Genomic DNA, 13,860 nt, shown 5'->3' with positions numbered 1-13,860 from the left:
GGAGGAGGGACAAGGCTCGATTCTGACTGTTCGCGCAGTACAGACCGTGGGAGATTTCGCCCCTCCTCCTTTCACCCAAGCGCCGATAAAGAATGCTTCGGCCTGGATCGACGATAGAGACAAGCCTGCGCCTCTGGGTGACCCCTTCAAGTGTTCAAACCTTAGCCCGGAGGATTTTCAATGGCAATGCCGGTTTCTGTCACAAAGCCGATCGTGGGCGTGGATGTCGCCAAGAACGAGCTGGTGATCTATCACGCAGAGCTTGATGTGTTGGAAGCGATTCCCAACGACAAGGCGGCCATCAAACGGTGGTTGAAAGTACTGCCGGGCCCCGTCGATGTGGCCATTGAGTCGACCAATACTTATCACTTGGACTTTGCTGATTTGGCCTATGAGGCCGGTTGCACAATCTACATGATGGGCGGTTATGAACTTCATCATTACCGCAAAGGCGTAAAAATCCGCGCCAAAACCGATGCGTTGGACGCCAAGCTGTTGGCTCGTTACCTGAAGAACGAAGGGCACGAGCTTCATCCATGGGCGCCGCCATCTCCGTTGTATCGCCAGCTTCTAAGCCTTTTCCGCCGTCGCGCTGCCTTGGTTCAGGCTCGAGTCGCCCTGGTACAAAGCTGGGCCAATGAGCCGCTGCTCAAGACCGCTTTCGCCGAGCAAATCGCAGCTATGCAAAGGCTTGAGGCATTGATCGAGAAGACGATCAAGGATCATCTGAAAAATGCTGGTTTGCTAGGGCAACTGAACCGTTGCCTGAAGGTCGAGGGCATCGGGTTTCTGACCGGAGCCCGCTTGCTTACGGCGTTTCAGCGGGGCGACTTCAAAAATGCAGACGCCTTTATTGCCTTCTTGGGGATGGATTTGCGAGTGTCCCAATCAGGACAAAAAGACGACCGCCGAAGCTTGAGCAAACGAGGCGATCCGGAAGTTCGTCGGCTTTTGCACAACGCAGCCATGTCGGCCAGCCGTACGCCTGCCTGGAAAGGCTTTTATGAAAGACTAAGAGCTCGAGGCTTCGCTACCACCCAGGCGTTAGTGATACTGGCACGCAAGCTTGCTCGGATCGTATTCGCTCTGCTGAAAGGGCAAAGCGAATACCAACCAAAAGCGGCTTGAGGGCTTCCCCTCAACCATAGAATCTCCCACAGTGGAACTTTGGTGGGCACAAAATCTGCGTCCACCACCAATCCCCTGTGGGAGCGAGCTTGCTCGCGATTGCGTTGCAGCGCCTTACTGGGCGCTAGGCCCCACTTCACGCACCGGCTTGCCACGCACCGGCGCATCCCCGGCCACGTAGTAAGGCGCGGTGCTGCGCGGCAATGGCTTGCGACCACGGATCCTGTCGGCGATTTTCTCGGCCATCATGATCGTCGGCGCGTTGAGGTTGCCGGTGGTGATGATCGGCATGATCGAGGCGTCGACCACGCGCAAGCCTTCCATGCCATGCACGCGGCCTTCGCCATCCACCACGGCCATGTCGTCGGTGCCCATCTTGCACGAGCAGGACGGGTGGAACGCGGTTTCGGCGTGCTCGCGGATGAATCGGTCCAGTTGCTCGTCCGTCTGCACCTCGATCCCCGGGCTGATTTCCCTGCCGCGGAACGGATCGAGCGCCGGCTGCTGCATGATCTCGCGGGTCAGGCGGATGCCGTCGCGAAATTCCTGCCAGTCCTGCTCGGTGGCCATGTAGTTGAACAGGATGCTCGGGTGCTGGCGCGGGTCCTTGGACCTGGCCTGGATCCGACCACGGCTCGGCGAGCGCATGGAGCCCATGTGCGCCTGGAAACCGTGTTCCTTCACACCGTTGCTGCCGTTGTAGTTAATCGCCACCGGCAGGAAGTGATACTGGATGTTCGGCCATTCGAAATCCGGTCGAGTACGAATGAAACCACCGGCCTCGAACTGGTTGCTGGCGCCGATGCCGGTACCGTTGAACAGCCACTCGGCACCGATGGCCGGCTGGTTGTACCAGAGCAGCGACGGGTACAGCGAGACCGGCTGGGTGCAGGCGTATTGCAGGTACAACTCAAGGTGATCCTGGAGGTTTTCACCGACGCCCGGCAGGTCGTGGACGACTGGGATGTCGAGGCCTTCCAGCAGCTTGGCCGGGCCGACGCCGGAGCGTTGCAGGATCTGCGGCGAAGCGATGGCGCCGGAGCACAGCAGCACTTCCTTGCGCGCCCGGGCCTCGACGCGCTCTTCAGCGGCGCCCACCAGATAGCGTACGCCGACGGCGCGCTTGCCTTCGAACAGGATCTTGTCGGTCAGGGCGTGAGTGACGATGGTCAGGGTCGAACGCTTCTTGGCGACGTCCAGGTAACCGCGTGCGGTGCTGGCGCGACGGCCGTTGGGCGTGACGGTACGGTCCATCGGGCCGAAACCCTCCTGCTGGTAGCCGTTGAGGTCCTCGGTGCGCGGGTAACCGGCCTGCACGCCGGCTTCGACCATGGCGTGGAACAGCGGGTTGTTGCCGGCCTTGGGCGTGGTCACGCTGACCGGGCCGTCGCCGCCGTGGTAGTCGTTCGGGCCGATGTCGCGGGTTTCGGCCTTGCGGAAATACGGCAAGCAATCGAGGTACGTCCAGTCTTCCAGGCCCGGCAGCTTGGCCCAGTTGTCATAGTCCAGGGCGTTGCCGCGGATGTAGCACATGCCGTTGATCAGCGAAGAACCGCCCAGGCCCTTGCCGCGACCGCATTCCATGCGGCGACCGTTCATGTGCGGCTCGGGGTCGGTCTCGTAGGCCCAGTTGTAGCGGCGTCCTTGGAGAGGGAATGCCAGGGCAGCGGGCATCTGGGTGCGGAAGTCCAGGCGATAATCCGGGCCACCGGCTTCGAGCAGCAGGACGGTGACGCCTTCGTCTTCGGTCAGGCGGGTGGCCAGGGTGTTACCGGCCGAGCCGGCACCGATGATGATGTAATCGAATTCTTGGGACATGAAATGCACCCTCTTCTGGAATTGGGTTCAGGTCGCGGTCATCGAGTGCCACATGCTCTGTGGCGAGGGAGCTTGCTCCCGCTCGGCTGCGCAGCAGTCGCAAACGGAGCGACCGTGTTCTGTCTGAATGGTCTGGGACTTGAAGTTGGGGCCGCTTCGCAGCCCAGCGGGAGCAAGCTCCCTCGCCACAAAAGCCCCAGCCTCAGGTTCGGTGTCAGATCAGAACACCGACGTGTAATCGCCCAACTCGACCTGTACCGATTTGATGCGTGTGAAGTTGTTCAGCGAGCTGATGCCGTTCTCCCGGCCCACACCCGATTGCTTGTAGCCACCGACCGGCATCTCAGCCGCCGATTCACCCCAGGCGTTGATCCAGCAGATGCCGGCTTCGAGCTGGTGGATCACGCGGTGGGCGCGGTTGAGGTCGCGGGTCACGACGCCGGCGGCCAGGCCGAAGTCGGTGTCGTTGGCGCGGCGGATCACTTCTTCTTCGGTTTCATAGCTGAGGATGCTCATCACCGGGCCGAAAATCTCTTCACGCACGATGGTCATGTCATCGGTGCAATCGGTGAACACGGTCGGGGCGACGAACGCGCCCTTGGCGAATTCGCCTTCGGTCAGGCGACCACCGCCGCACAGCAGGCGCGCGCCTTCGGCTTTGCCTTTCTCGATATAGCCCAGCACGCTTTCCATGTGGGCGAAGCTCACCAGCGGGCCGAAGTTGGTATTTTCGTCTTCTGGATTACCGATGCGGATGCGCGCCACGCGCTCGGCGATCTTGGCTTCGAATGCCGCCTTGAGGTGGCTCGGCACGAACACGCGGGTGCCGTTGGTACAGACCTGGCCGGAGCTGTAGAAGTTGGCCATCATCGCGGTGTCGGCGGCGCGATCCAGGTCGGCGTCGTCGAAGATGATCAGCGGCGACTTGCCGCCCAGTTCCATGGTCACGTCCTTGAGCGAAGAGCTCGAGGCGCTGGCCATGACTTTCTTGCCGGTGTCGGTGCCGCCGGTGAAAGAGATTTTCTCGATGCGCGGGTGTTCTGTCAGCCAGGTGCCGACTTCACGGCCGCTGCCGGTCAACACGTTGAACACGCCCGCTGGAACGCCGGCTTCGGTGTAGATCTCGGCCAGTTTCAGGGTGGTCAGCGAGGTCACTTCGCTGGGCTTGAAGATCATCGCGTTACCCGCAGCCAGGGCCGGGGCGGACTTCCACAGGGCGATCTGGATCGGGTAGTTCCAGGCGCCAATACCGGCGACCACGCCCAGGGGCTCGCGGCGGGTGTAGACGAATGAAGTGTTGCGCAGCGGAACCTGCTCCCCTTCGATGGCGGGCACCAGACCTGCGTAGTATTCCAGCACGTCGGCACCGGTGACGATGTCGACGTAGCGGGTTTCGGAGTAGGCCTTGCCGGTGTCCAGGGTTTCCAGGGCGGCCAGCTCATCGTTGCGCTCGCGCAGGATGTCCACGGCACGGCGCAGGATGCGCGAGCGCTGCATGGCGGTCATGGCGGCCCAGACTTTCTGGCCTTTTTCGGCGCTGACCACGGCGCGTTCGACGTCTTCTTTCGTCGCGCGTTGCACCAGGGCGAGCACTTCACCGTTGGCCGGGTTGATGGCTTCGAAAGTGGCGTCGCCGCTGGCATCGCTGTACGCGCCATCGATGTAGAGTTTTTGCAGTTCGAAACGGGCCATAAAGTCCTCGCAAGTGCATAAGTGGTTGGCTGACCACCGAGCGTGTCGTTTATAGCTGACTACGCGCCGCGGTGGCGGTTCAGGCGTCGAGCGGTTCTGTGTGCTCTGGCGCCCCGGCCTTGGCCAGTTGGAAATCCATGTATTCGTAAGCGATCTGGTGTGCCTGGGCGGTATCGAACGCGTCTCCCGACAGCGCGCCGCGCAGCCACAACCCGTCAATCAGGGCGGCCAGGCCTCGAGCCGCACTGCGCGCCTGGTCGACAGGCAACACGCGGCGGAACTGGCAACACAGGTTGGAATACAGACGGTGATCGTTGATCCGCTGCAACCTGTGCAAAGACGGGTGGTGCATGCTGGTGGCCCAGAAGGCCAGCCAGGTTTTCATTGCCGGGCCGTTGACCTGGCTGGCGTCGAAGTTGCCTTCGATGATCACCTTCAGGTGAGCTCGCGGGCTTGAGTCCGTCAGCGCCTGACGACGCGCGGTGACGTTCTCGCTCAGGACAGTCATCAGGTACTGGGCCGTAGCCGCGATCAGGCCATTCTTGTCCTGAAAGTAGTGACTGATGATGCCGTTCGAAACACCGGCCAAACGGGCGATCAGCGCAATGCTGGCGTCCCCCATTCCGACCTGATCGACGGCCTGCAAAGTGGCTTCGATCAATTGCTGGCGGCGGATGGGTTGCATACCGACCTTGGGCATCTAGCACATCTCCTTAGGCCATCCGGCGCACGAATGTCGTCTGCCGGAACGAAAGCCAGTCTATTTTGTTTTGATTGAACGTTCAATCAACAAAAAACAAGTTCTATGACAAGTCGTCGCTGTTGCCGGGGCGAGGACCTTTGGGGATGTCTTTATAACACTCGTCGGTTGGCATGCAGGCCAAATGCGCTTGATAGCGGGAATGCCGGTCAGCAGTTCACAACCGCCAAAAAAAACGCCGCGATCATCTCGCGGCGTTTTTGTTTGCGAGGGCTCAGCCCAGGTTCTTGCCGAGCAGCGCGTGATACAGCTCGCTGTCACCCAGGATCCCGACGACTTTCTGGTTATCGTGAAGCACCAGTTTGTTGCCGGTCTGGTAGCGGATCTGCAAGGCGTCGCGCATGCCGATGCTGGAGTCGACCAAAGTCGGGAAACGGCCCAGGCCTTCGACGGATTGCCCTGGCGCCCAGTTCTGCAGGTCCAGCGCAGCGCCGTTCTGCCGGGCGCCCTTGATGGTGTTGCCTTCGGCCAGGTCGAGCCAGGAGTCACCGCCCGGGTCCAGGCACACCGAACCGTTGATGCGCTTGCAGTTGTCCAGGGTGCGCATCAGGCTCCGACCGCAGAGCACGTTGAGCGGGTTGGTATGGGCGACGAATGTACGCACATAGTCGTCCGCCGGGTTCAACACGATTTGTTCCGGCTTGCTGTACTGGATGATCCGGCCGTCTTTCATGATGGCGATGCGGCTGCCCAGTTTCAGGGCCTCGTCCAGGTCGTGGCTGACGAACACGATGGTCTTGCTCAGCTTGCGCTGCAGCTCCAGCAGCTCGTCCTGCAGACCTTGACGGATCAGCGGGTCGAGGGCCGAGAACGGTTCGTCCATCAGCAGGATGTCGGCGTCCATCGCCAGGGCGCGGGCCAGGCCGACGCGTTGTTGCATACCGCCGGACAGCTCGTCGGGTTTCTTGTTGCGCCACTGGGTCAGGCCCACCAGCTCGAGTTTTTCGTCCACCAGCTTCTTGCGTTCCTTCTCCGGTCGGCCCTGCATTTCCAGGCCGAAGCTGATGTTCTCGCGCACCGTCAGCCAAGGCATCAGGGCGAATTTCTGGAACACCATGGCGATGCGCTTGGTGCGCATCATCTTCAGTTCGGCAGGGCTGCAGGAGGCGATGTCGATCTGCCGGCCTTCGTGCTCGACGAACAATTTGCCGCGACTCACCGTGTTCAAGCCGTTGATGCAGCGCAGCAGGCTGGATTTGCCGGAGCCGGACAGGCCCATCAGCACACAGATCTCGCCTTTTTCGATGTCGAGGCTGGCCTTTTCCACGCCGACGATTTGCCCGGTCTTCTTCAGGATTTCGTTGCGGGTCATGCCCTTGTCGAGCAGCTTGAGGGCTTCGCGTGGATCCTTGGCAAAGATCACGTCGACCTCTTCGAAGCGGATTATGCTCATGCGTCACCCCCTACTTTGGCGTCGGGTTGCTTGCAGATTCGGTCGAGCATGATCGCCAGCAATACGATCGCCAGGCCGGCTTCGAAGCCCAGGGCGATATCAGCGGTGTTCAGTGCGTTGACCACGGGTTTGCCCAGGCCGTCGGCACCGACCAGTGCCGCGATCACCACCATCGACAGCGACAGCATGATGCATTGGGTGATTCCTGCGGCGATGCTTGGCATGGCGTGGGGCAATTCGATGCGCGACAGGAGCTGGCGACGGGAACAGCCGAAGGCTTTGCCGGCGTCCATCAGTTCGTCCGGAACGTCGCGGATGCCCAGGTAGGTCAGGCGGATGGGCGCGGCGATCGCGAACACCACCGTGGAAATCAGGCCTGGGACCACACCCAGACCGAAAAGGGTCAGGGTAGGAATGAGGTAGACGAAGGTCGGTACGGTCTGCATCAGATCGAGTACCGGACGCATCATGGTGTAGAACATCGGCTTGTGCGCGGCAACAATGCCCAGCGGCACGCCGATCAATACACAGACCAGGGTCGCGAACAGCACCTGGGCGAGGGTTTCCATGGTCTCTTGCCAGTAACCCAGGTTGAGGATCAACAAGAAGGACGCGATGACGAAAACGGTCAGGCCCCATTTGCGCTGGATGAAATGCGCCAGTAGCGCGATGAGGCCGATAAGCACCAGTGGATTGAACCAGGTCAGCGCAAACGTCACGCCGTGAATCATCGTTTCCAGGAACATCGCGATTGCGTCGAAGGTGTCGGCGCCGTTTTGCGTCAACCATTCGACAAAGCCCGCGATGTACTGGCCCAAGGGTATTTTCTGATCAATAAGCATGGTAGTGAACGTCCGCATGCAAGGAATAAACAGCCCGGGCGAGCGAACCCGCCCGGCATAAGCTTTTTACTGCGCGAGCTTGGCTTTCACGGCCTCCAGGCCAGGTTTACCGTCAATGGTGGTGACGCCGGCCAGCCAGGTATCGAGCACCTGTGGGTTCTTCTTCAGCCAGGCCTTGGCGGCGGCGTCAGGTTTCATCTTGTCGTCCAGCACGTTGCCCATCAGCGTGCTTTCCATGTCCAGGGTGAAGACCAGGTTTTTCAACAGTTGGCCGACGTTGCTGCATTCCTGGGCGTAGCCCTTGCGGGTGTTGGTGTATATGGTCGCCTGGCCGAAGTTCGGGCCGAAGAACTCATCGCCACCGGTGAGGTATTTCATCTTGAAGCGGGTGTTCATCGGATGCGGTTCCCAGCCCAGGAACACCACGGCGGTATTGCGACGCTGGGCGCGATCGACTTGTGAAAGCATGCCGGCTTCGCTCGACTCGACGACCTTGAAGCCAGCGTCCTTCAGGCCGAAGGCATTTTTGTCGATCATGCTCTGGATCAAGCGGTTGCCGTCGTTGCCCGGCTCGATGCCGTAGATCTTGCCGTCCAGTTCCTTCTTGAACTTGGCGATGTCGGCGAAATCCTTGAGGCCTTTGTTGTAGAGCTCTTCGGGAACCGCCAGGGTGTACTTGGCGTTTTCGAGGTTGGCGCGCACGGTTTCCACGGTGCCGGCTTCGCGATAGGCCTTGATGTCGTTTTCCATGGTCGGCATCCAGTTGCCGAGGAACACGTCCATGTTCTTGCCATCAGCCAGGGACTTGTAGGTCACCGGCACGGAAATCATCGTGGTCTTGGTCTTGTAGCCGAGGGCGTCGAGTACGACGCTGGTGGTGGCGGTGGTCACGGTGATGTCGGTCCAGCCGACATCGGAGAAGTTGACGGTGCTGCACTGTTCGGGCTCTGCAGCGTTGGCCAGCATGGGAAGACTCAGCATGGCGGCCAACAACAACGGCGTGGAACCTTTCATAGATGGACTCCTGGTGTTTTATCGGCAGTGTCCGGTCGGGACAACCGCGCTTTTTTGCTTTTCTTGAGTTGCGGTTGGTGGCGCGTGTCACTCTTCGTGGCACGCGGCCTTGCAAACGAGCCGTAACCGATCATGTACCAGTGCAAATCTGACGCCTACAGGGTGCGTCGTATCCAGTACAGGGAGGGTCGCATCCAGTGTCGGTGACGTCGTTTACAGATTTTTTCGGCCCTCGATTGGCTTCTGAGACGCAAAAAACGTCGCAAAAGCTGGGCGACAAGGACGCGGCGTTGGTGGGCATGATTGCGTCGGTGTCAGACGTCGAAACCGAAGGCAAAAGCCCGATGATGCGGCCATCCCGGCGTTGAGCGTAGCAGCTGCGCCACCGGGCGCTCCTGCGCCCGGAAGTGACCGTTCTGGAGATTCAAGGCAATGGCCATCAGCGTATTCGACTTGTTCAAGATTGGTATCGGCCCGTCCAGTTCCCACACCGTGGGCCCCATGCGTGCCGCGGCACTGTTTGTCGAAGCGCTTAGGGCCAAGGCGTTGCTGCACGATGTGCGTCGGGTCGAGGTGCAACTGTTCGGTTCGTTGTCGGCCACTGGCATCGGTCACGGCAGCGACAACGCCGTGATCATGGGTTTGATGAGCGAGTGGCCCGACGCGATCGACCCGTCGCAGATCGGTACACGCATCCAGTTGCTGCGCGAAACCCAGACCCTCTTGCTCGACGGCCGCCTGCCGGTGCCTTTCGTCTGGGACCGCGACATGCGCCTGATTGACGAAAACCTGCCGTTCCACCCCAACGCGATGACGCTGGTGGCCGAAGGTGAAAGCGGCGAATTGCATCGGGATACCTACTATTCCGTCGGTGGTGGTTTTGTCGTCGACCAGGCCCAAGCCTCCAGTGGCGTTGTGGATCTGGACGCCACCGAATTGCCTTATGACTTTTCCAGCGCCGAAGAACTGCTCACGCTGTGTCGCACGCACAACCTGCGGGTGGCTGAATTGATGATGGCCAACGAGAAGGTCTGGCGTTCGGAAGAAGAGATTCGCAGCGGCCTGATGAAACTCTGGCGAGCGATGCAGGACTGCGTCGAACAGGGCCTCAAGCACGAAGGCATCCTGCCTGGCGGCCTGAACGTGCGTCGGCGTGCGGCGAAGTTGCATCGCAGCCTGCAGGAACTGAACAAACCGAACGTGATCGGCTCGACCCTGAGCGCGATGGAGTGGGTCAACCTGTTTGCCCTGGCCGTCAACGAGGAGAACGCCGCAGGTGGGCGCATGGTCACGGCGCCGACCAACGGTGCGGCGGGGATCATCCCGGCGGTGTTGCACTACTTCATGAAGTTCAGCGAAGCGGTGACCGACGCCAACGTCGTGGATTATTTCCTCGGCGCCGCGGCGGTGGGGATCCTGTGCAAGAAGAACGCTTCGATCTCCGGTGCCGAAGTGGGCTGCCAGGGCGAAGTCGGCTCGGCCTGCGCGATGGCGGCGGCGGGCCTGGCGGAGATCCTCGGTGCCACGCCGGAGCAACTGTGCAACGCAGCGGAAATCGGCCTGGAGCACAACCTCGGGCTGACCTGCGACCCGGTGGGCGGCCTGGTCCAGGTACCGTGCATCGAGCGCAACGCAATCGCCGCGGTGAAAGCCATCAATGCCGCGCAGATGGCCTTGCGCGGTGACGGCCAGCATTTCATCTCCCTGGACCGTGTGATCCGCACCATGCGCGATACCGGCGCCGACATGCACGACAAATATAAAGAGACATCGCGGGGCGGCTTGGCGGTCAGTGCGGTGGAGTGCTGATTCCCTTGTCACAGGTGATCAAAAACCGCTCGTAAAATGCACACCGCTGTAAAAACGCGCCACGTTTTGGCGCGTCGCAAACAGATAAGACCTGACTTGTCGGTCACCTCTTTGTACGCGGCCTTACCGTCCGTCCCCGCGCTTGCGGTGACAACCGTCGCGCAAACGGCGCAGCCCAGTTACCACAAGTGCTACCGATCTGCTCACAGCCCGCCCTGGCGGGCGCCTGCCGCCCTTGATGGCAATTAGAACCCAGCCTCGACAGGCCCCTCATATAGACAGGCCGGCATGTCGTTTTCAGGAGTTATTGAACGCGCATTCAAATTTAGGCATGGCATTTGCTCTACCCCAATAAAGCCCCGTCTCACGCAAGAGAACAGTGGGCAATAACAAGAGCCTCCGCCTGAGGCCATCACCCGCTTTGTGTGAGGAGATACCGCGATGACGTCGTCCAACTCCGGGGCCCAACCCCAGAACCGTGCGCCTCAATCCATCGGCTTTTTGCTGCTGGACAATTTCACGCTGATTTCCCTGGCGTCCGCGGTGGAACCGCTGCGCATGGCCAACCAGCTGTCCGGTCGCGAGTTGTATCGCTGGACAACCCTGACCGTCGATGGCGGCCAGGTCTGGGCCAGCGACGGTTTGCAGATCACTCCCGACGCCTCCATGCACAAGGCACCGGCCCTCGACACCGTCATTGTCTGTGGCGGCGTCGCCATCCAGCGCACCGTGACTCGCGAACATGTCTCATGGCTGCAAAGCCAGGCCCGTCAGTCCCGTCGCCTTGGCGCGGTCTGCACCGGCAGCTGGGCCCTGGCGTGCGCGGGCCTGCTCGACGGTTTCGATTGCAGCGTGCATTGGGAATGCCTGGCGGCGATGCAGGAGGCCTTTCCGCGGGTGTCGATGAGCACGCGCCTGTTCACCCTCGACCGTAACCGCTTCACCAGCTCCGGCGGCACCGCGCCGCTGGACATGATGCTGCACCTGATCAGCCGTGACCACGGTCGCGAGCTGTCGGCGGCGATCTCCGAGATGTTCGTCTACGAGCGTATCCGTAACGAGCAGGATCACCAGCGCGTGCCGCTCAAGCACATGCTCGGCACCAACCAGCCGAAGCTGCAGGAAATCGTCGCGCTGATGGAAGCCAACCTCGAAGAGCCGATCGACCTGGACGAGCTGGCGGTGTACGTCGCCGTGTCCCGACGTCAGTTGGAGCGCCTGTTCCAGAAATACCTGCATTGCTCGCCGTCGCGCTATTACCTCAAGCTGCGACTGATTCGTGCGCGGCAACTGCTCAAGCAGACGCCGATGTCGATCATCGAGGTGGCCTCGGTGTGCGGCTTCGTCTCCACGCCGCACTTCTCCAAGTGCTACCGCGAGTATTTCGGCATTCCACCGCGCGACGAACGCGTCGGTTCCAACACCACGCAACAGGTGGCGATGATGCCGCTGCCGCAGGCACTGGTGCTGTCGCCATTGTCCGGGCCGCTGTCGGCGTTGAGCCAGGCGCGCAATGAATCGACGTTTGCCAGTGTGAGGCTGTAAGACCTCAGCATCTTCATCGCGAGCAAGCTCGCTCCCACAGGTTTTGTGTCGTTCACGAATCCTGTGGGAGCGAGCTTGCTCGCGATTGGTTTTCTCAGGCGCTATGGTTCTGCTGGTACTGCGTCAGCGCTGGCAGCAGTTGCTTGTCGATCGCCTGGCGCACGGCCGGGAGGATGGTTGCGCTGCTGGTATACATTTCCTTGACCATCCGCCGCAGGTCATTGGCGCGAGCCCTGTCCAAGCCACGCACCGCACACTCACAGGCCTGCTCGGCCGTCGCGCCGCTGGGTATCTGCAACCCCAGGGCCTTGAGATGGCCCAGCAGGTCTTCCTGGTCGATCAAATCGGCGTACATCATGACGCTTTTCCTTGTTCAGGGATTGGGGTCGTGCCTGGATTCTGGTAGCCCCCCGAAGCGGCGGCAAGGGCGAATCGTCGATCTGTCACGAATGACTATGAACGCGTCGTTTTCGGCTAACTCGCCGGGTCCTGGACTGGGCACACTGGCCCCAAGCTGGATCACGATGGTTTGGTCACCCTCGCGCCACAGCTCCTCCAGTAACGCTCCTGCCCCGATCCTGTCACGGCTTGATCGGGGATTTTTTTGTCTGTGTGAATCCGAAAATAGTCGGTTGCCTGGCATGTCGCCTTCGCCGAGCAGGCTCGCGAAGAACGATGACGCGGTCTAGCGCTGCAACACCAGGATCCGCGACAGCAATTCATCCCGATCCACATAGCATCCCTGGAAATGCCGCGCCCCGGTGGCCGGGTCGAATGCATTGCGGGCGTGGAGGGTGCGGCGGTTGTCGAAGCACCAGAGCTGGCCGGGTTCGAGGCGCTGTATCAGGCGAAAGCGTGGATCTCGGGTCAGCGCGATGAAGCGGCGGTAGGCGCGGTAGAGCCTGGGCATTTGCTCGACCGAGGTGTCGAAGGGGCCGCGCAGGAAGTTCGCCATGCGGATTTCAGAGACTTGCCCAAGGGCGTCCAACGCAATGATCGGCGCCAGGCACCGGTAGTCGCTGTGGCGGTCCTTGTTGCGAAACTCCACCGGGATCTGGCACAGCGTGTTGAAGGCCTCGGGGTCTTCCTGGCGCAGGGCGTGGGCAATGGCGAAGCCGTCGACGAAAATACTTTCCCCACCCTCGGCGTCGTTTACCAGGCAATGCAGGAACTGCAACCCCGGCTGTAACTCCCGCGTCGGCAAATCGCTGTGCAGCGGCAGGTTGAAAGCGGTATAGGCGTTGCTGTCGGCATCGGCCTTGGATTGCACATTGAAGAGCACGCCGAAGTTGCTCTCGCGTATGAAGGAAATCCGCTGGGCGATCTGTTTCAGCGCACCGGCTTCGGTGGGCACGCCCCGGATTTGGGTCAGGCCAATGTCGCGTACCGCCAGCAACCACTGGAGCAGCGCGTCGGCGTCTTCCATCAGCGCCTGATATTCGAACACGGGCAGGTGCAGGTCGCGCTGCCAGAGTCGTCGTTGCGGCTTGCTCGCCAGGCGCTCGGCCCTGGATTGTTCATCATAGGCGTGGGCGCGCAGCCAGCCCGGGTCGAATTGGCTTTGGTGGCCGTCCTGCCAGGCCACGCACAGGCGACCTTCATCGTCGACGCAGACTTCACCGGGGGCCAGATTTTCGGGCACATCGACGATTTCCAGGACTTGCTCGCGGGTAACTCGATAGACGCACTGGGGGCATGGGCAATTGTCACGCAGCCACTGGTGATGAAAGGGACTGATCCTGCCATCGGCCCACGTGACATGAACCCGGTCGGCCAGCAGTGCCACGGCGGTCAACGCGTGGACCAGGGGATAGCTGCGGAAGTCGGCAATTGCGGCGGCGATGTGCATGGCGATCTCC

The 13,860-nt window shown here is 61.1% G+C and carries 11 protein-coding genes; 3 read left to right on the top strand and 8 right to left on the bottom strand.

All coding sequences use genetic code 11. The features are described from left to right. Positions 1 to 180: 180 nt before the first annotated feature. Entirely contained in the window at positions 181 to 1,128 is a 948-nt protein-coding gene (locus J3P79_RS24900; protein WP_434604829.1) for an IS110 family transposase, read from the top strand. 114 nt (positions 1,129 to 1,242) lie between these two features. On the opposite strand, the gene betA is transcribed toward J3P79_RS24900, so the two are convergent. From betA to J3P79_RS24870, 6 genes are all read right to left on the bottom strand, one after another. Continuing rightward, on the bottom strand, positions 1,243 to 2,946 hold the full coding sequence (betA, locus tag J3P79_RS24895; protein WP_434606421.1) for a choline dehydrogenase: 1,704 nt from the start codon (positions 2,944 to 2,946) through the stop codon (positions 1,243 to 1,245). 219 nt (positions 2,947 to 3,165) lie between these two features. Next, positions 3,166 to 4,638: a betaine-aldehyde dehydrogenase gene (gene betB, locus J3P79_RS24890; RefSeq protein WP_434606419.1), complete on the bottom strand. Its 1,473-nt coding sequence runs from the start codon at positions 4,636 to 4,638 to the stop codon at positions 3,166 to 3,168. A 79-nt stretch (positions 4,639 to 4,717) separates the two neighbouring features. Next, complete coding sequence (betI, locus tag J3P79_RS24885) at positions 4,718 to 5,338, bottom strand: transcriptional regulator BetI (RefSeq protein ID WP_039590600.1); 621 nt, start codon at positions 5,336 to 5,338, stop codon at positions 4,718 to 4,720. Between the two features lie 274 nt (positions 5,339 to 5,612). Continuing rightward, positions 5,613 to 6,791, bottom strand: coding sequence for a choline ABC transporter ATP-binding protein (choV, locus tag J3P79_RS24880; protein ID WP_434606416.1), 1,179 nt, complete (start codon positions 6,789 to 6,791; stop codon positions 5,613 to 5,615). Next, a complete protein-coding gene (choW, locus tag J3P79_RS24875; RefSeq protein WP_420764960.1) occupies positions 6,788 to 7,633 on the bottom strand; it encodes a choline ABC transporter permease subunit in 846 nt (281 codons plus the stop codon). Before choW ends, choV begins: the two co-directional genes overlap by 4 nt. 66 nt (positions 7,634 to 7,699) lie before the next feature. Next, positions 7,700 to 8,647 (bottom strand): choline ABC transporter substrate-binding protein, encoded by a 948-nt coding sequence (locus J3P79_RS24870; RefSeq protein WP_434606414.1) that lies wholly within the window; start codon positions 8,645 to 8,647, stop codon positions 7,700 to 7,702. 432 nt (positions 8,648 to 9,079) lie between these two features. Here J3P79_RS24870 and J3P79_RS24865 point away from each other — a divergent pair, with 432 nt between their 5' ends. Both J3P79_RS24865 and J3P79_RS24860 read left to right on the top strand, forming a co-directional pair. Beyond that, positions 9,080 to 10,456 carry an L-serine ammonia-lyase gene (locus J3P79_RS24865; protein WP_434606412.1) on the top strand — a complete coding sequence of 459 codons (1,377 nt, stop codon included), beginning with the start codon at positions 9,080 to 9,082 and terminating at the stop codon, positions 10,454 to 10,456. Positions 10,457 to 10,897: 441 nt separating this feature from the next. Further along, a complete protein-coding gene (locus tag J3P79_RS24860) occupies positions 10,898 to 12,001 on the top strand; it encodes a GlxA family transcriptional regulator (RefSeq protein ID WP_434606410.1) in 1,104 nt (367 codons plus the stop codon). A gap of 94 nt (positions 12,002 to 12,095) precedes the next feature. Here the strand turns inward: J3P79_RS24860 and J3P79_RS24855 are convergent, their stop codons facing one another. Both J3P79_RS24855 and J3P79_RS24850 read right to left on the bottom strand, forming a co-directional pair. Further along, positions 12,096 to 12,359, bottom strand: a complete 264-nt coding sequence (locus J3P79_RS24855) for a hypothetical protein (RefSeq protein WP_434606408.1) — start codon at positions 12,357 to 12,359, stop codon at positions 12,096 to 12,098. Positions 12,360 to 12,686: 327 nt separating this feature from the next. Beyond that, positions 12,687 to 13,850 (bottom strand): gamma-butyrobetaine dioxygenase, encoded by a 1,164-nt coding sequence (locus J3P79_RS24850; protein ID WP_434606406.1) that lies wholly within the window; start codon positions 13,848 to 13,850, stop codon positions 12,687 to 12,689. Between the last annotated feature and the right edge of the window lie 10 nt (positions 13,851 to 13,860).

It is taken from the genome of Pseudomonas sp. R1-7 (assembly GCF_051132105.1).
Lineage (GTDB): Bacteria > Pseudomonadota > Gammaproteobacteria > Pseudomonadales > Pseudomonadaceae > Aquipseudomonas.
Note: the sequence above shows the minus strand (reverse complement) of the source record. Positions and strands in the feature narration are given on the sequence as shown.